The organism is Mucilaginibacter sp. PAMB04168 (genome assembly GCF_039634365.2).
GTDB lineage: Bacteria > Bacteroidota > Bacteroidia > Sphingobacteriales > Sphingobacteriaceae > Mucilaginibacter.
This window is the reverse complement of record NZ_CP155079.2, coordinates 71,994-89,989: the sequence shown is the minus strand read 5'-3', so window position 1 is coordinate 89,989 and position 17,996 is coordinate 71,994. Positions and strand designations below refer to the sequence as shown.

Here is a 17,996-nt window from a genome sequence, read left to right as displayed (position 1 = left end):
TATTACTTTCCTTATACTCATTTGTTGCTTACAGGTTTTCAATTAATAAAGGTTCTTTTTTAGGTTCTTCTTCCTCAATTTCTTCGTCGGGGTTATGCCGGGTTTTGGAAGCCAGCAATACATACATCATAGGTATTACATAAAGCGTGAGTATGAGCGAGAACATCATACCGCCCATAATTACAATACCTAATGATACACGGCTTTTTGCACCTGCTCCTAACGCAAATGCAATAGGCACCGCACCCAACACCACGGCCAAGCTGGTCATGAGGATGGGGCGCAAACGAGCGGTAGCCGCTTCAACAACAGCCTCATATTTGGCCAGACCCTGCTCCATACGCTGGTTGGCAAACTCCACAATCAAAATACCATTTTTGGTTACCAACCCTACTAAGGTAATCATACCAATCTCACTAAAAATGTTGAGCGTTTGGTTAAACAGCCAAAGCGATACAAAGGCACCGGCAATAGCCAACGGTACGGTAAGCATCACAATTACCGGGTCCATAAAACTCTCAAATTGTGCGGCGAGTACCAGATATATCAATAACAGCGCAAAGCCAAATGCGAAAAGGATATTAGACGAGCTTTCGGCATAGTCACGTGAGGGGCCGCTCAGGGCGGTACTAAAGCTTGGATCGAGCATTTTATTTGATATGCGCTGCATTTCATCAATGCCATCGCCAATAGTATAGCCGGGGGCTAAGCCTGCCTGCACCGTGGCCGACTTATAACGGTTAAAGTGATAAATGGCCGGTGGAGCCGCACTTTCTTCAACCTTAACCACGTTGTCAAGCTGCACCAGGGTGCCCTTATCACTACGCACATAAACCGATTTCAGGTCAAGCGGTTGATCGCGGTTGGCGCGATCAACCTGTGCAATCACCTGGTATTGCTTACCGCTCATTAAAAAATAATCTAAACGGCCGGCACTATAATAAAGCTGCAAGGTTTGCGAAATAGCCGCTACCGATACACCCAAATCCCGTGCACGGTCGCGGTCAGTAGTTATGCGCAACTCGGGCTTGGTAAATTTCAAGTTCACATCGGAGCTGGAGAATACCGGGCTTTTGCTCACCTCAGAGAAGAACTCGGGCAGTACCTTACGTATTTTTTCAAAATCCTGATTCTGAATTACGAACTGTACCGGTAGTGATGTACGCGCTCCGCTACCACCACCGCTTATGGTTTGCTCCTGCACAACCAGGGCCCGTGCATCGGGCATACGTTTGAGCTTGGCGTTGAGCCAGTCAGCAATCTGGGCCTGTGTTCGGGTACGTTCATCAGGTGCAACCAAGCCTATACGGCCAAAGCCGGAGTTGGTTGAGCCCGCCCCACCAAAGCCCGGCGATACGATCTCGATATTAATTTTTGCTTCCGGAATAGAATCTTCCACCAGTTGAGATACCTTGTCCATGTACTTGGTCATGTACTCGTAGGTAGCACCTTCTGATGCCGTTGCGGTGTAACGCAATAAGCTGCGGTCATCCAACGGGGCAAGTTCTGAAGGGATTACTTTTACCAGCACGCCAACCAGCACAATAGAAACAACCAGTATCACTACCGATACCCATTTACGTTTCATGAACGTAATCAGCGTTTCGGTGTAGGCTGTGTTCATACGCACAAAAAACGGCTCAGTTTTTTCATAAAAAGCCGACTTTTTGTGGTTTTTGCGCACCAGTTTTACGTTCAGCATTGGTGTTAAGGACAGTGAAACAAAGGCTGATATTAATACCGCGCCTGCCACTACAACCGCAAACTCGCGAAACAGCCTTCCGGTAAATCCTTGCAAAAACACAATGGGTAAAAACACTGCAGCTAACGTTACCGATGTAGATATTACCGCAAAAAATATCTCGGCCGAACCCTCAAAAGCAGCCTTGCGTATTGGCATGCCCTCCTCTATTTTCTTGTAGATATTTTCTGTCACAACGATACCGTCATCCACCACTAATCCTGTTGCCAGTACAATGCCCAGCAGGGTAAGAATATTGATAGAGAAGCCACATACATACATGATAAAAAATGCCCCGATCAATGATACCGGAATATCTATCAGCGGACGGAAAGCAATGAGCCAGTCGCGGAAGAAAAGGTAAATGATGATTACCACCAGTACGAAAGAAATAATCAGCGTTTCTTCCACCTCCTCTATCGATTGATTAATGAAACGGGTATTATCCAGCGCCACCTGTACCTGAATATCGGGCGGCAAATCTTTTTTTACCTGCTCCAGGCGTTTGTAAAAGTCTTTGGCTATTTGTACGTAATTAGCGCCAGGCTGCGGTATAACAGCCAAACCCACCTGTGGTACGCCCGATTCCTTAAAAGCAGTTTGCTCATTGGCCGAACCTAAAACGGCATAACCCACATCGCTCAGGCGAATAACACGGTTACTATCCGACCGGATAATGAGGTTATTAAAATCTTGCTCGGTTACCAGTTTACCCAGGGCGCGTACGGTTACCTCGGTATTGTTACCCTCAATTTTACCCGCAGGCAGTTCCACGTTTTCCTGAGCCAGTGCGGCACTGATGTCTGAAGCGGTAAGGCTTAAGGCCGATAGCTTGTTAGGATCAATCCACAAGCGCATAGCATACTGGCGCTGCCCCTGCAGGTTGATGGCGCTTACCCCTGGTATGGTTTGCAGAGCTTCCTGTAATACGTTCTCAGCATAATCATTTATCTGCGTAATGTTACGGGTGTTACTGCTTACGGTAAGGGTAATAATGTTATCGGCATTGGCATCGGCCTTGCTCACTACCGGCGGGGCATTAATATCTTGCGGTAGCTGGCGCTGTGCCTGCGATACCTTATCACGCACGTCGTTCGCTGCTGTTTCAAGGTCGGCATCGAGGTTAAACTCTACCGTAATGTTACTTGAACCAACCGAACTGGTTGATGAAATATTACGGATGCCCTGTACGCCATTAATGGCCTTTTCGAGCGGCTCGGTAATCTGCGACTCAATAACATCAGCATTAGCACCCGAGTAGCTGGTACTTACACTAACAATGGGAGGATCTACGGACGGGAAATCGCGTATACCTAAAAACTTATAGCCTATGACCCCAAACACCACAATAATGACCGACATTACCGTGGCCAGTACCGGCCGTTTTATACTTACTGAGGATAAACTCATTGAATATGCTTAATGAAGAACTTTAATAATTTTTAACGGCACCTTAGGGCGCATCTGGATAATACCCGATACGATTAAGCTATCGCCGGGCTTTAAACCCTCGGTTACCTCAATGGCAACATCGGTACGGTTATCTGTTTTTACCGGTACTGCTATGGCCGTATCATTACGGGCAAGAAATACCTTGCTTGATTTAAGATCGGGCACTACGCACTGGGTAGGTACCATAATGGCGCGGGGCGATTGCTCCAGCACCAGGTTAATTTTTGCAAAACCACCGGCCGTGATCTCGTTGCGCGGATTAGCCGCCCGGGCCCTTACCGTAACGGTTCGGGTTGAGGGGTCAACGGAGGGGTCTATAGCATAAACCGTTGCCGAAAAGTTGTTGCGGGAACTGGCAATGGTAAAGTTCACTTTACTGCCTGGTTTTACAAACGACCTGTAACGCTCGGGTATCGAAAACGTCACCTTCATTGGATCGGTATTTACCAGCGTAGCAATCGCTGTTGAGGGCGACAGATAACCGCCCGGGCTTACATTACGCAAGCCAATTACACCGCTAAAGGGGGCTCTTACCACCGTACGGGCAATTTGTGCCTTTATGACATCGCCCTGTGCTTTTAATGTATTGTAACTCGATAAAGACGTATCATACTCCTGGCGGCTTACAGCTTCCTTTTGTAGCAAAACGCGGTTTCGGTATTCGTTTTCTTTTGCCAGTGCAATTTGATACTGGTTTTGCTTTAAAGTAGCCTGCAAATCCTGATCATATACCTTCACCAGTACCTGCCCCTTGGTAACGTGCCCGCCTTCGGTAAAGTAGATGCCGGTTATATTGCCGGCCGTTTGGCTAATTAAATTAACACGCTCGTTGGCGTCAACAGTACCGGTTAAATTAATGGTATTGGTCATTACCGTATCCTTAACTATTTGAACAGTTACCGGTATAGGGCCGCCTTTGCGCTTACCGTCTTTACCGCCGCCGGCACCACCGGTGGCTTGGCCCTGCCCCTCCTTACCCTTATCACCATGAAGTTTGTTGTAAACCAGGTAACCAACAATCAAAGCTATTGCTATATAAACTATGTATCTGATCTTCATGAACTAATAATTACCGGTATGCTTTTTTGTGTTTAATGATCTCAAAATTGTTTTAGCTAGGTAAATTCATACAACCTTCCGTTTTATAAATTTGGTAAATGCCATGTTTAGCTTACATGCTACATTTATATTGCACACAATTTATAATGAAAATAAATATGCGTACGAAATAAGGGCTGATTGTGTTTATACCTTAACTAACAGGCAAAATAAGCCGTTATTACTAACTCCCGATGTATGTATCAACCATTTTACAACTTGTATATGAAGGCTTAAACAAAGCTTAGCCACCAAATTTTTCTATTTTGGCGGCATGAAAAAGTGGCAACTGAATATTCTTGTTTTATTTTATTTTGTACTCATGAGCACAACAAGCCAGGCAGCGGGTACGCTGCAAATAGCCTATACCGTTAGTTTTCCCGAAGCACAGGCACATTATGCTGATATTGAAATGGAGATCAAGGGCCTGGCGCAAAGTAAGCTGAACCTGAAATTACCGGTATGGACACCCGGCTCCTACCTTGTCCGTGAGTTTTCTAAAAACGTGGAATCGTTTACGGCACAAAGCGGCAGCAAGCCAGTTAGTGTAACCAAAACCCGTAAAAATGTCTGGCAGCTAAACACCCAGGGCTTATCATCAGTAAAAGTAAAATATCGCTTTTATGCCTTCGAGATATCGGTACGTACGGCGTTTATTGATGTAACGCACGCATTCCTGTCTACCTCTGGCATGTTCTTTTACCCCGAAGGTGGTCTTAACCTGCCATCAACCATTAAAATTAAACCTTACAAAAACTGGAATAAAGTATCAACCAGTTTGGAGATGGTGAATAATGATCCGTTCACGGTTAAATCGCCCAACTATGATATTCTGTTCGACTCGCCAATTGAAGTAGGTACACAGGATGTATTTGATTTTAAAGTAGGCGATACGCACTACGAGGTAGCTATGTATGGAGAGGCTAATTATGACGCCGAACGCTTAAAGAAAGACATGGCCAAAGTAATTGCCGAGGAAGTAGCCATATTTGGCGAAAACCCTAACAAGCGCTATGTTTTTATTGTGCATAACTATGCCAAAGGCAGCGGAGGCCTGGAACATTTAAGTTCTACCGTTTTGGGTGCTGCACGTGATGGATACGCTAAAGAGTCGACTTATGAAGGCTTTTTAAGCCTGGTAGCGCATGAGCATTTCCATTTGTGGAACGTTAAGCGCCTGCGCCCAATTGCTTTAGGTCCGTTTGACTATGATAACGAGAATTATACCACCAACCTGTGGATTGCCGAAGGTTTTACCGCTTATTACGACAACCTAATAGTAAGGCGTACGCAGCTGTTCCCGGTTGATCATTACTTTACGGCACTTACCGGTGATTTTGGAATTATTGAAAACACGCCTGGCACTAAAATACAGCCCCTTTCGCAAGCCAGCTTTGATGCTTGGATAAAAAGTTACCGCCCCGATGAAAACACCATTAACACCAGTATTTCATACTACAACAAGGGCTCGGTAATTGGCATGATGATGGACCTGGAAATCATAAATGCCACTAACGGCAGGCAATCATTAGATGATGTGATGCGCTATATGTATAACGAGTATTACAAAGTAAAAAAACGCGGCTACACCGACGCTGAATTTAAAGCTGCGGTAGAAAAGTTTGCCGGCAAAAAAATGGACGACTTTTACCGTAAATACATCAATGGTGTAGAGCCGCTGGATTATAATAAGTATCTGGCATATGCCGGCTACCATCTCTTTAACGAAAACGAGAACCTGAACCAGCCTGATCTGGGTATTCGCACCGTAGCGCTGGCCGGCGGCCGATTAAAAGTAAGCGGAGTTTTGCGTGGTACATCGGCCTGGGTGGACGGCGTTAACGTGAACGATGAGCTGGTATCAATTGACGGTATACCTGCAACCGACCCTAAGAACCTGATACCGGGTAAGCAAGTTGGAGACCGAGTACAGGTAGCCGTAATACGCGATGGGCTTCCGCTGGTAATACCGGTAACCTTGTTAAAAAGCACTATTGTTAGGTACAACATACAAAGCCGCACCGACCTTACACCACAACAACTGGCGGTACGCAAAAAATGGCTAAAAATATAATTCGGCAAAAAAATTAAAATAATAGCAACCTGTTTAAGATTATGCCCGTACAATAGAGCATCTATCTATAAAAAACAAGGGGGCTATTATCATGATGAGAATATTATTTTTTTTAACAGCGGCTATATGCCTTACCGGATGGGCTGTTAGCGTATTTGTATATAATGCAACTGATTTGATTCACTCACTACTGGCATTTGCAGCCATATTTGGTGTAATGGGTGCTATGGGTACAGAGCAGGCCGGGCCAGTATCACGCCCAGAATTATTTTAGCATATTTTTTAGTTTAGTTAGTCATAGTTGCCCGGTTCTTATTGAGAGCCGGGCTTTTTTTTGTTAGGATCTTGGGCACCGATAAAATAATAGCAATTCACAGCTTACTAGGAAGGGTGAACCGTGATCGATTGATGCGTAACTGTCCATTATAATAATTAGGATCAAGCCTGCTTGAATTGTTCCTACCAATCTACCGCCTTTAGCGCAGTAATTATTCCGTTAATGCAGTTGTTCACATTCGCCATACTTTTAACCGGAAATGGTGTAACGGCAACATGCTCGATAGAGTTAACACCCGATAAGTGAATGGCTTCCCGGGCATACTTTTCTATTGTTTTTAATGAGATGATTACCAGGCGAGGTTGCATTTCAGCAATCCTGTCTGCCAGCGGCTGAACCCCTTTTTGCCGGGCAATAGTTTGCTCCTTAGGTGGCAGATATTTGATAGGCTCTACCGTTAGGCTATCAAAGTAGGCCCCCATTTCCTGAAAGGCCGTCAAAAATCCGTCATTAGAATCAAAGTCGCCAAAGGCCTGCGTAAAAGCGTCTTTTACCGCCCTGAACATACTAGAGTTTTTGAGGTAGAAATATCTGTTGTTAACCGGCATGCCATCGGCAATAAAAAGGATCTCTACCTTATTAGGTTTGTATTGTTGTTTCAGCGCTAAAAACTCCGTTTCGTTCATAATGTAAGCAACAAAATAACTCAGCTTTAGATTTATTTCAGACGACTATAAAAATCAAATTATATATAGACAAAAGCTATACAACATCAATTAAAAAAATACTGCAACCAACTAATCTTCCTTATATTTGTAAAAAATCTAACAAAAGATACATTATGATAACAGTTGGTGAAAAATTTCCTTCTTTTAATAAAAAAGCTGTAGTTAGCATTGAAAAAGGAAAAGAGTTTGAAGACATAACTTCTGATTTTTTGATAAACGATGATAACGTTTGGACTGTAATGTTCTGGTGGCCAAAAGACTTTACTTTTGTTTGCCCTACTGAGATCGCTGAGTTTAACAAAAATTACGGTGAGTTCCGCGACCGCGACGCTCGTTTAATCGGTGCTTCTACCGACTCTGAGTTTGTACACGCAGCCTGGAGAAAAAATCATGATGATTTACGTGACCTGAAATTCCCAATGCTGGCTGATACTTCTAAATCATTAGCTGAAGATCTGGGTATTTTAGAGCCTACCGAAAAAATCGCTTACCGTGCTACTTTCATTATCGATCCTACTGGTGTTGTACGTTGGGTTTGTGTTAACGACCTGAACGTTGGCCGTAACGTTAAAGAAGTTTTACGTGTATTAGACGGTTTACAAACTGACGAGCTTTGCCCTTGTAACTGGGAAAAAGGTCAGGAAACATTAACTGCATAACACTATAATTAATCCCCGTAATGTATCTCATTACGGGGATTGTTGTTTTTAATCCATTCTAAATTAAATACGAAAATGAGCGAAAGCACCGATATCATAGAAGAATTACTGCAAAGCGTTGCTGTAGACAAAGATTACCGTACAGAAAGTTTAACGCTGCTTGAGAAAGGCGAATCACGCTACCTGCGCGATTTAAAACTGAACCTGACCAGCACCTTAACTTCTGAGCATTTAAACACCAAAGAGTGCGCTTTAATTGCTTTAAGTACGGCTATAAACAATAATAACAAACCGTTAACCCAGTACTTCACTAAATACGCTGAAGAGCAGGGTGCTACAGCCGCAGAAACCGGTGAAGCCGCTGGCTGCGCATCATTACTGGCATCAAACAACATCTTTTACCGTTTCCGTCACTTCACACAAAAGGAGAAATACACACAGATACCTGCACGCATACGCATGCAGCTGATGATGAAGCCTGTAACCGGTAAAGAGTTTTTTGAGTTGATGAGCCTGGCTATTTCGGCTGTTAACGGTTGCGAAATGTGCGTTAACGCACATGAAGATTCGTTAATTAAGTTAGGAACTACCGAAGAGCGCATTTTTGATGCGGTACGTATTGCATCATTAGTTACTGCCACTGGTAAGATTATATTCTAAATATTTACAACTAAAATAAAAGGGCAGATAATTGATTTATCTGCCCTTTTATTTTTTATTTAAAAAAGTTTGCTTTTAATTAAAGGGTTCCTTAAATTAGAAGCAAGATTAAACACACTTAGGGCGCAAGGTAATTTTAAAATTCAACCCTCTAAAATTACTGCCTTAAGGGTAATACAAAAAACAATTTAATTGTACTTAAAGCCGTTCTGCTGACTCCAGAACGGCTTTTGTTATTTAGTGCACATCTGCAGCGGGCTTCAAATTCTTTTTGAATGGCTGCAGGTATAATAGCGGTATAGAGAACAACATTACTAAACCGGTAAGCCAATAAGCATCATCATACGTTAAAAGCATAGCCTGGCGGGTAATCGTTCCTTCCATTGAGGCATAAGCCATCTTGGTTGCATCCATCAACGAGCGGCCATGCGCCATGAAGTTATGAATCATACCTTGCAACCGCTCATTAAACGCCGGGTTATACTGATTAATGTTAATCAGTAAGTTATTACGATGCCCTTGCTGCCGTATGTGAATTAGCGTAGTTAATGCTGCAATACCGAATGAACCGCCTAATTGGCGCATCATATTGTTCAAACCAGCACCCTGTCCAATTTCGGCGCCTTTAAGATCTGATATAGCCAGTGTAGTTAACGGTACGAACAGTAACGCCATACCTACACCGCGTATAGCCAGCGGCCAAAAGAAATCACTTTCGCCGGTTTGCAGCGTTGAGTTGCTCAGGATGTGGGTAAACACAAAGAACAGGAACATACCAACCGTTGCCATAAACTGCGCCGGCACACCTTTATTTAACATCCTGCCCACAAAAGGCATCATAAATATGGTAAATAATCCACCTGGGAAGAGCAACTCCCCTGTTTGCTGGGCTGAAAAGCCTAACAATGCCTGACAAAATACCGGGAACACGAATACCGAACCATACAAGCCGAAGCCCAAAATGAAAGAGGTGAACATCCCAATGGAAAAACTCCGGTGCCGCATGATCTTAAAGTTCACAATGGGGTGGTCGGTACTCATTTCGCGCCATATAAACAGCAATACGCCAACTATTGAAGTTGCTGTAAGCGCTGTAATGTACGGTGTAGCAAACCAATCTTCCGATTCACCCTTTTCCAAAATGGTTTGTAAACTGCCAACCGCTATGGCCAACAATGCAATGCCCCACCAGTCGATAGGCTTATTGCGCCCCTCGGGTGCGGTGGGCCTTACATACATAATGGTAAATATGGCTGCCAATATACCTACCGGTATATTTACATAAAATATCCAGGGCCATGAGTAATGGTCGGTTATGTAACCACCAATGGTTGGGCCTACTGTAGGGCCAACAACCGCACCTAAACCAAACAAGGCAGTAGCCGTACCCACTTGCTCGCGGGGCCAGGTTTCTAACAAGATAGCCTGCGAGGTTGATATTAGCCCACCACCGGCCATACCCTGCAAAATACGGAACAGGATTAGCTCGGTTAGTGTAGTAGCGTTACCGCACAAAAACGAGGCGATGGTAAAGATGACGATAGAAGCCAGAAAATAATTTTTACGGCCAAAAAAGCTACCTAACCAGCCCGACATAGGCAGGATGATTACGTTAGCTACCGCATAACCGGTGGTAATCCAGGCTACGTCTTCTAACGTGGCACCCAAGTTACCTTGTATCGTTGGCAAGGATACGTTTACAATGGTGGTATCAATCAGCTCCAGTAGCGAAGCTGTAATTACCGTGATGGTAATGATCCACTTTTTAAATCCTACTTCTGCCATTATAAATTAGTCTTTTATAGAAACCGAAACGTTTACGCTCATGCCGGCGCGCAGCTTATCTAAAGTTTCTTTATTGCCGTTTATTTTAATTTTAACCGGTACACGTTGTACAACTTTTACAAAGTTACCAGTAGCATTATCAGGAGGCAGCAGAGAGAAACGGGCACCTGTGGCAGGCGAGAAGTTATAAACTGAGCCCTCTAATTCCAGATCAGGGAACGCATCAACTTCAATTTTCACTTTTTGTCCATTGCGTAAGTGCTCTAACTGGGTCTCTTTAAAGTTAGCGGTAACATATAAGCTGTTATCGTTTACTACCGAGAACAAAGTTTGACCTGCTTGTACCAACTGGCCCAATTGTACGCTCTTTTTAGAGGTGATACCGCTTGCAGGAGCTTTAATGGTTGTATAAGTTAACTGCAGCTTAGCAAAGTCAACGTCGGCCTGGCGCTGGTTAACACCGGTATTGGTAACTTTTAACTGGTTACGGGTTGTGCCTACTTGTTGCTGAGCAGCTTTATATTGGTCAACAGCTGCCTGATAGTTAGCGCGGGCTACGTCTAGATCAGATTTAGCCTGATCAAATTGTTGCTGCGTAATAGAGCCGTCTTTAATCAGATTAGCGTAACGGGCATAATCCTTTTGCATTTTCTCTAAACGGGCAGCAGCCGAAGTAACCTGAGCCTTAGCGCTTGCTGAATTAGCTGCAGTGGCATAAATCTGCGATTCGCTTACGCCTACAGTTGCACCTGCACCTTGTTGTGCGGCCTGTGCCTGCTCTAATTTCACGTTGTAATCGCGGTCGTCAATTTTAACCAATTCCTGTCCTTTTTGAACGTGCTGATTGTCTTCAAAATAAATACTGTCTACATAACCGCCTACACGGGCTACTACCGGGCTTATGTCTGCATCAATTTGCGCATCGTCGGTGTCTTCGTGTTTGGTAGAGTAGATATATTCTTTTACACCGAAAATTAATCCGGCTATTACGATAATGCCCAGTATAATAGGAATAACCCTATTAGGCTTTTTCTTTTCCTGTTGTTGGATGTCTTGTTCTTGTGCCATTGTTATAATAGTAGAGTTGTATTGAGTTATTATTTAGTAAGTTTTCCGGTTGCTTTAAGCAAATTGTAGTAGGCTAGTCCGGCATCGGCTCTTGCTAACTCCAGATTAATTTGTGCCTGGTATAGTAAAGTTTCGGCATCAGCACGCTCAGTAGCTGTTGCTGTAGCATTTGAATACCGGGATGCTTGCAAACGGTTATTTTCGGTAGCCTGCTCAATAGAGGTTTCCAGCAGCTTGATCTTGTTTACCGCAGTAAGATAGTTTTGATAGCTTTGATTCACCTCATTTTTAACATTATCGGTAGTAATCCCCTTGTCGATAATGGTTTGCTCGCGCTCTATACGAGCTTCAGCTACCTTGTTTTTGTTGTTCCATAACGAACCAAAGTTCCATGATAAGGCTAAGCCGGCGGTAAGCGGCGTAATAAACTTACCACTGTTAGGAAACGGATTAGCCGATGCATTAACATAATATAAACCAGCAGTTGCGGCTAGCGTAGGCAGTTTATTGGCCTCTGTATTTTTTATATTAGTTTCGGCAACACGCGTGCGCAAATCCAGTGTCCGCAATTCCTGACGGGCGGCCAGTGCCGTATCCTGGTAAGCCGATAAAGGCGCTACCTGTAAACTGGCGTTATCAAGCTGGTTGATATTGATTTGTGTAGTTTCAGGCAAGCCTAACAAAATGTTCAGGCTGTAATTAATAACCTGGCGGTTGTTCTCCAGTTCCAGGCCGTTAAGCTCCACGTTCGACCGCTGTAGCTGAAAACGCAACACATCGTTACGGGTAACCAGGCCCTGCTCAAAAAAGCGCTGTGATTGGTGTATTTGCTGGTCAATCGATTTTAAGTTTTGCTCAACCACGCGTTTGCTTTGCAATACCCTGTATAAATTATAATAAGAGTTTACTACGTTATAAGCAATCTGCTCCTTATCTCTATCAGCATCTAACCGGGCAACCTGTATAAGCAAATCGGTTGATTCTTTAGCGTAGCGCAAACGGCCACCACCGTAAATAACCTCTTCAACAGACACAATACCTAAGTTGGCATTGGCGCTTTTAGGCAGGCTGAATGATTGATCGGGGCCCAAGTCCAACTTATTGGCTGGAATTTGTGCGCGGCTATACATAAAGCTGGCCGAACCTGTTGGCAATGCCTGGTCTTTAGCCTGGTTATACTGTGATACCGCCCTATCAATTTTCGATTGCGAGTACTTAAGTGTTTTACTGTTTTCGACGCCGAGTTTAATGGCCTCGTCAAGCGTAATGGTTCTGTCTTGCGCGTTGGCAGCATTGCCTAACAACACAGCCGACAATAATGCTGCAACACCTAAACGCCATGGTTTAGGCCGCAGCCCTTTAAGGGTGTGTGAATGATTGGTTGTATTAATTAGCGTTGTCATTTTCAACAAGTAAATAAGCTTTTAGTAGTTTTTTAAGGTAGGTAGTAATTCTGGGCTTTAATTTTTCCTGAATATTCTGCGTATCCTGCGTATCGTAACCTAACATAAGGCTGGATATATGATGGGAATTAACTATTTGGGTTTTCAGGCCAAATACGGTAGCTACAGCCATATCGGTATCAATATCTCTTCCAAATTCGCCCTTTTCAATGCCTTCGTGTAATATCTTTCGGAATTCAACAACGTTCTGCATCACCATCTCAGTTATCTTATCCGACAATTCTCCGGTGCGCCTCACAGCCAATTCCTGGTAAATTACTTTTTGAAAACAGTTATTATTAAAAACCCTGTCCATATAGGCATCTACATATTCTTCCACCTTTTGCCAGGAAGTTGTATTTTCATTATTGCCAATACCTTTAATAAGACTATGAAATTTCGATGTTCTACGTTCGAAGATGGAAAGCAGTAACCCTTCCTTAGAACCGAAGTAATAATTAAGCATGGCCATATTCACCCCTGCTTCACCCGAAATCATCCGGGTGGAAGCACCGTCAAAACCATGTTCTGCAAATACCCTCTCGGCTACATCCAGAATATGATCTTTTTTATCAACTTTTTCCTTTTCCATTACTTTTTCGTTGTGCAAAATTAATCAAACGATTGATTAATTTTTAAAAATTATGTAATGAATATGTAAAATGCTTGTCATCAATATACATAAACCATCGGAATTAATTCAGTTTTAAAGGCTTAAGTGCCCGGTTTGCTTATTTGTTTTGAATATTTGTACATTCATCTGGTCAAAGCAGTGAAACTTTTATGAGAATAATTAAATTACTTATTACTATTCCCTTCATTATTAACTTAGCCCAGGCGCAAACCGCTCCACCTGCCGATATAGCCACCATAAAGCAAAGCTTTAAAAAGCTGAGTGTACTGGGTAGCGTGCTGTACGTTGCAGCTCACCCCGATGATGAGAACACCCGCCTGCTGGCTTATCTGGCACGCGAAAAAGGTTATCGTACCGGCTACCTGGCCCTTACCCGCGGCGACGGCGGCCAAAACCTAATTGGTAACGAACAAGCCGAACTATTAGGCTTAATTAGAACACAAGAGCTGTTAGCAGCACGCCGTGTTGACGGTGCCGAACAGTTTTTTACGCGTGCCAATGATTTCGGATTTTCGAAAGGACCGGAAGAAACCCTGAGATTTTGGGACCGCGACAAAGTTTTAGGCGATATGGTTTGGGTAATACGCCGGTTTAAACCCGATGTGATGATATGCCGTTTCCCAACAACTGGTGAGGGCGGCCACGGGCATCATACGTCGTCGGCTATTTTAGCGCAGGAAGCCTTTACTGCGGCGGCCGACCCTAAACGTTACCCCGAGCAATTAAAATATGTACAACCATGGCAGGCCAAGCGCCTGCTGTGGAATACCTTTAATTTTGGCAGCACCAATACCACCGCTGCCGATCAGTTTAAGATTGACGTTGGCGTTTATAACCCAGTGCTGGGCAAAGGCTACGGCGAAATTGCAGCCGAGAGCCGTTCCAATCATAAATCGCAGGGCTTTGGCACGGCCAAACAAAGGGGCCAATCGTTCGAGTACTTTAAAAACCTTTTGGGGGAGGCTCCGCAAACCGACCTGCTTGACGGGGTTACCGCCAATTGGAAACGGGTTAAAAACGGCGATGACATTGCTAATAACATTACCACTGCCGGCAAAAATTATGACAGTGAAAATCCGGAAAAATCTGTTCCTGCACTTATTCAACTCCGCAATAAGATTGAAAAAGTAACCGATGTTTACTGGCGTACTCAAAAGTTGAGAGAGCTGGACGACCTGATTGCTGCTTGTGCTGGCCTGTGGTTTGAAAGCTATGCTACTGAAGCTACTTATGCGCTTGGTGATAGCATAACTGTGAGGTCTCAAGTTTTAAACCGCTATAGTGATAAAGTAAGGCTTGCAGGCATCAGTACACAAAATTTTGCCAACGGTGGCCAGTCTTTGCCGGCTAATCAGCTTCAGCAGTTCACTTCGCATAGCTATGCTAACAAAATAACACAACCTTACTGGCTCAATGCGCCGCATGGTATTGGTGCTTATACTTTACCGAATGATACCCTTGCCGGAAACCCTGAGAATCCGGATGCGTTAAAGATCAACTATGATTTTATTATTGAAGGTAAACTATTGCGCTATGAACGCCAATTGGCCTACAAATATGTGGACCCGGTACGTGGTGAGGTTTACCAGCCGGTGGAGATAGCGCCGCCAGTAACTGCTACCATTGAAAGCAAGGCTTTAATATTTAGCGCCGGTAAGCCGCAAATGCTTCAACTTAAGTTAAAATGCTTTAAACTTACCACGGGCCGCATTTCTATTAAACCGGTTGGGGGCTGGCAAATAAGCCCGTCTTCAATTGATTTTAAAGACAAACGAAAAGGCGACGAATGGACGGCTGATTTTACCATAACGCCGGCACCAAATGCTAAGAGTAGCGTAGCCGAAGTGCAGGTAACTGCAGGTGGGCAAATTTACACCAACGGAATACAGCATATACAATACGAGCATATTCCTAACATTACCCTTTTCCCACCAGCACAAACCAGGCTGGTTAATCTCGATTTGAAAACTGCCGGCAAAAAGATAGGCTACATTACAGGTGCAGGTGATTTTGTACCAGATGCGTTACGCCAAATTGGTTATGAAGTGCATTTATTAACCGAGGGTGAGATCATGAATACTGACCTGTCAGTTTATGATGCTATAGTAACCGGTGTGCGTGCCTACAATGTTGATGCACGCCTGGCTTATGAACAGCCCAAGTTAATGGAATATGTTAAAAATGGAGGCAACCTGGTAGTGCAATACAACAATTTTGCCGGACTTGTAGTGCAGCAAATTGGCCCCTACCCTTTCCGGGTGGTTAATGAGCGCGTAACCGACGAGCTGGCTAAAGTAACATTTACCAACGCGCAAAGCCCTTTGCTAAACTATCCTAACAAAATTACACAGGCCGATTTTGATGGCTGGGTACAGGAGCGCGGCTTATATTTTGTAAGCGATATTGCACCAGAGTACCAGGCCACTTTTGAAATGAACGATGCTGGTGAATCCAGCAAGAAAGGATCTTTGATTACGGCCAACTTTGGCAAGGGTAGGTTCGTTTATACTTCGTTGGCTTTCTTTCGTCAGTTGCCTGCTGGTGTACCGGGCGCCTACCGGCTATTTGTAAATTTGCTGAGTAAACCTTTACGATAGCGTTAAGAGCCAGGATAATATCCGATTATAAAACCGTTTTCACCTCAAAATTTATAATGATGCCTTTTTATAAAAGCCCTCCCTTTAAGGGAGGGCTTTACGGGCCGCTAGGCGGTAAATGCGGTCAACCCTTTTTCTATTCTGGCAATAACCTCGTCTTTGCCTAACGCGGCGGCAATATCAAAAACATGTGGGCCAAACTTGCCCCCAACCAGCATAATCCGGAAAGGTAGCATGGCGTCGCCTGGCTTTAAGCCTTTCTCAGTTAGCAGCACTTTAAAGCTATTTTCCAAATCAACAGCATTCCAATCAGCAGTTTGCTGTAATTGGGTAATCAATGTTTGGAAAAATTCGGTTTTAGCTTCATTCCATTTTGGCTTTACCGAATTAAGGTCATACTCATCGGGTTGTTTAAAAAAGTACCAGGCATGCTCATATATATCGGTTAGCAATACCAAACGGTCTTTAACCAGTTCGGTTACCGTTTGCAGATAGCTGTTATCGGTAACAGTAACACCTTTAGCAGTTAAAACGGCCTTGGTTTCTTTTATTAATCTTTCGGCATCCAGCTTTTTGATCCACTCGGCGTTGTACCACTTGGCTTTTTCAAAGTCAAACTTAGCGCCTGCTTTGCTAATGCGCTCCATCGAAAATTTTTCAACCAATTCATCCAGTGAAAAGATTTCCTGATCGGTACCATCGTTCCAGCCGAGCATCGCCAGCAGGTTTATAAATGCTTCGGGCAAAAAGCCAATCTCGCGAAAGCCTTCTGTTTGTTCGCCGCTTTTAGCATCATCCCAGGTCATGGCATATACGGGGAAGCCTAAGCGCGCGCCATCGCGTTTGCTCAGTTTACCATGGCCGTCTGGTTTAAGTATAAGTGGTAAATGTGCCCATTGCGGCATGCTGTCCTTCCAACCCAGGTATTCCCACAACAGCATGTGAACCGGGGCCGATGGCAGCCACTCCTCACCCCTGAAAGCGTGCGATATCTGCATTAAAAAATCGTCGACCACCACGGCTAAATGGTATGTAGGCATACCATCGGCCTTCAGCAGTACTTTATCATCAACAGTATTGGTGTCAAAAGACACATAACCGCGTATCATGTCATTAAAGGATATGGTTTCATCCTCCGGCATTTTAATACGGATTACATGCGGCGTGCCGGCATCAAGCAACTGATCTACTTCATGCTCAGGCAGTGATAGCGAATTGCGCATTTCATTACGGTGTGCCATTCCATACTGAAAGTTAGGCACATCCTTACGCTTTTGTTCCAATTCTTCGGGCGTATCAAATGCATAATAAGCATGGCCATGCATTACCAGTTTTTCGGCATACTCGCGGTAAAGCGCCTTGCGCTCACTTTGGCGGTATGGGGCAAACGGACCACCAACAACCGGACTTTCATCTGCATTCAGTCCGCACCATTTTAAGCACTCTATAATATATTCTTCGGCACCTTCCACATAGCGGTTTTGGTCAGTGTCTTCTATTCTCAGTATAAATGTTCCGTTGTGCTTTTTAGCAAACAGGTAATTAAACAGCACGGTACGCACACCACCCAGGTGCAAACCACCAGTTGGGCTGGGCGCAAAGCGCACTCTTACATTTGGATTTAACATGCCGCAAATATAGTAAGTGGAGCAGTGAATGAGAGAATGAGTGTATAGTTATTACCTGGCAATTACCTGATTAATGCGCCAATTAGTATATAATTAACGCCAATAATCAGTCATAGTAAAACAGGATGAACGTTTTTGCACTTATTTAGTACT

General features: G+C 44.0%; 13 protein-coding genes. 5 read left to right on the top strand and 8 right to left on the bottom strand.

Annotated features, from left to right (window positions below; genetic code table 11):
- Positions 1 to 28 precede the first annotated feature (28 nt).
- Together ABDD94_RS00395 and ABDD94_RS00390 are read right to left on the bottom strand one after the other, a co-directional pair.
- Positions 29 to 3,151: an efflux RND transporter permease subunit gene (locus ABDD94_RS00395; RefSeq protein ID WP_345954202.1), complete on the bottom strand. Its 3,123-nt coding sequence runs from the start codon at positions 3,149 to 3,151 to the stop codon at positions 29 to 31.
- Between the two features lie 9 nt (positions 3,152 to 3,160).
- A complete protein-coding gene (locus tag ABDD94_RS00390; RefSeq protein WP_345954201.1) occupies positions 3,161 to 4,252 on the bottom strand; it encodes an efflux RND transporter periplasmic adaptor subunit in 1,092 nt (363 codons plus the stop codon).
- Between the two features lie 313 nt (positions 4,253 to 4,565).
- On the opposite strand from ABDD94_RS00390, the gene ABDD94_RS00385 reads away from it, so the two are divergent.
- Both ABDD94_RS00385 and ABDD94_RS00380 read left to right on the top strand, forming a co-directional pair.
- Complete coding sequence (locus ABDD94_RS00385) at positions 4,566 to 6,365, top strand: PDZ domain-containing protein (protein ID WP_345954200.1); 1,800 nt, start codon at positions 4,566 to 4,568, stop codon at positions 6,363 to 6,365.
- A 91-nt stretch (positions 6,366 to 6,456) separates the two neighbouring features.
- Positions 6,457 to 6,639: a hypothetical protein gene (locus ABDD94_RS00380; RefSeq protein WP_345954199.1), complete on the top strand. Its 183-nt coding sequence runs from the start codon at positions 6,457 to 6,459 to the stop codon at positions 6,637 to 6,639.
- Positions 6,640 to 6,824: 185 nt separating this feature from the next.
- On the opposite strand, the gene ABDD94_RS00375 is transcribed toward ABDD94_RS00380, so the two are convergent.
- On the bottom strand, positions 6,825 to 7,328 hold the full coding sequence (locus ABDD94_RS00375; RefSeq protein WP_345954198.1) for a hypothetical protein: 504 nt from the start codon (positions 7,326 to 7,328) through the stop codon (positions 6,825 to 6,827).
- 155 nt (positions 7,329 to 7,483) lie between these two features.
- On the opposite strand from ABDD94_RS00375, the gene ABDD94_RS00370 reads away from it, so the two are divergent.
- On the top strand, positions 7,484 to 8,029 hold the full coding sequence (locus ABDD94_RS00370) for a peroxiredoxin (RefSeq protein ID WP_345949783.1): 546 nt from the start codon (positions 7,484 to 7,486) through the stop codon (positions 8,027 to 8,029).
- Positions 8,030 to 8,104: 75 nt separating this feature from the next.
- Positions 8,105 to 8,689 (top strand): carboxymuconolactone decarboxylase family protein, encoded by a 585-nt coding sequence (locus ABDD94_RS00365; RefSeq protein ID WP_345949784.1) that lies wholly within the window; start codon positions 8,105 to 8,107, stop codon positions 8,687 to 8,689.
- Positions 8,690 to 8,926: 237 nt separating this feature from the next.
- Here the strand turns inward: ABDD94_RS00365 and ABDD94_RS00360 are convergent, their stop codons facing one another.
- The 4 genes from ABDD94_RS00360 to ABDD94_RS00345 are packed head-to-tail and all read right to left on the bottom strand — an operon-like array spanning position 8,927 to position 13,576.
- A complete protein-coding gene (locus ABDD94_RS00360) occupies positions 8,927 to 10,474 on the bottom strand; it encodes a DHA2 family efflux MFS transporter permease subunit (protein WP_345954197.1) in 1,548 nt (515 codons plus the stop codon).
- Positions 10,475 to 10,480: 6 nt separating this feature from the next.
- Positions 10,481 to 11,542 carry an HlyD family secretion protein gene (locus ABDD94_RS00355; RefSeq protein ID WP_345949786.1) on the bottom strand — a complete coding sequence of 354 codons (1,062 nt, stop codon included), beginning with the start codon at positions 11,540 to 11,542 and terminating at the stop codon, positions 10,481 to 10,483.
- 29 nt (positions 11,543 to 11,571) lie between these two features.
- Positions 11,572 to 12,945, bottom strand: a complete 1,374-nt coding sequence (locus ABDD94_RS00350; RefSeq protein WP_345954196.1) for a TolC family protein — start codon at positions 12,943 to 12,945, stop codon at positions 11,572 to 11,574.
- Positions 12,929 to 13,576 carry a TetR/AcrR family transcriptional regulator gene (locus ABDD94_RS00345; protein WP_345949788.1) on the bottom strand — a complete coding sequence of 216 codons (648 nt, stop codon included), beginning with the start codon at positions 13,574 to 13,576 and terminating at the stop codon, positions 12,929 to 12,931. The genes ABDD94_RS00350 and ABDD94_RS00345 overlap by 17 nt, the downstream gene beginning before the upstream one ends.
- Before the next feature lie 191 nt (positions 13,577 to 13,767).
- On the opposite strand from ABDD94_RS00345, the gene ABDD94_RS00340 reads away from it, so the two are divergent.
- Positions 13,768 to 16,215 carry a PIG-L family deacetylase gene (locus ABDD94_RS00340; protein WP_345954195.1) on the top strand — a complete coding sequence of 816 codons (2,448 nt, stop codon included), beginning with the start codon at positions 13,768 to 13,770 and terminating at the stop codon, positions 16,213 to 16,215.
- Positions 16,216 to 16,322: 107 nt separating this feature from the next.
- Here the strand turns inward: ABDD94_RS00340 and gltX are convergent, their stop codons facing one another.
- Positions 16,323 to 17,843, bottom strand: coding sequence for a glutamate--tRNA ligase (gene gltX, locus ABDD94_RS00335; protein WP_345954194.1), 1,521 nt, complete (start codon positions 17,841 to 17,843; stop codon positions 16,323 to 16,325).
- Between the last annotated feature and the right edge of the window lie 153 nt (positions 17,844 to 17,996).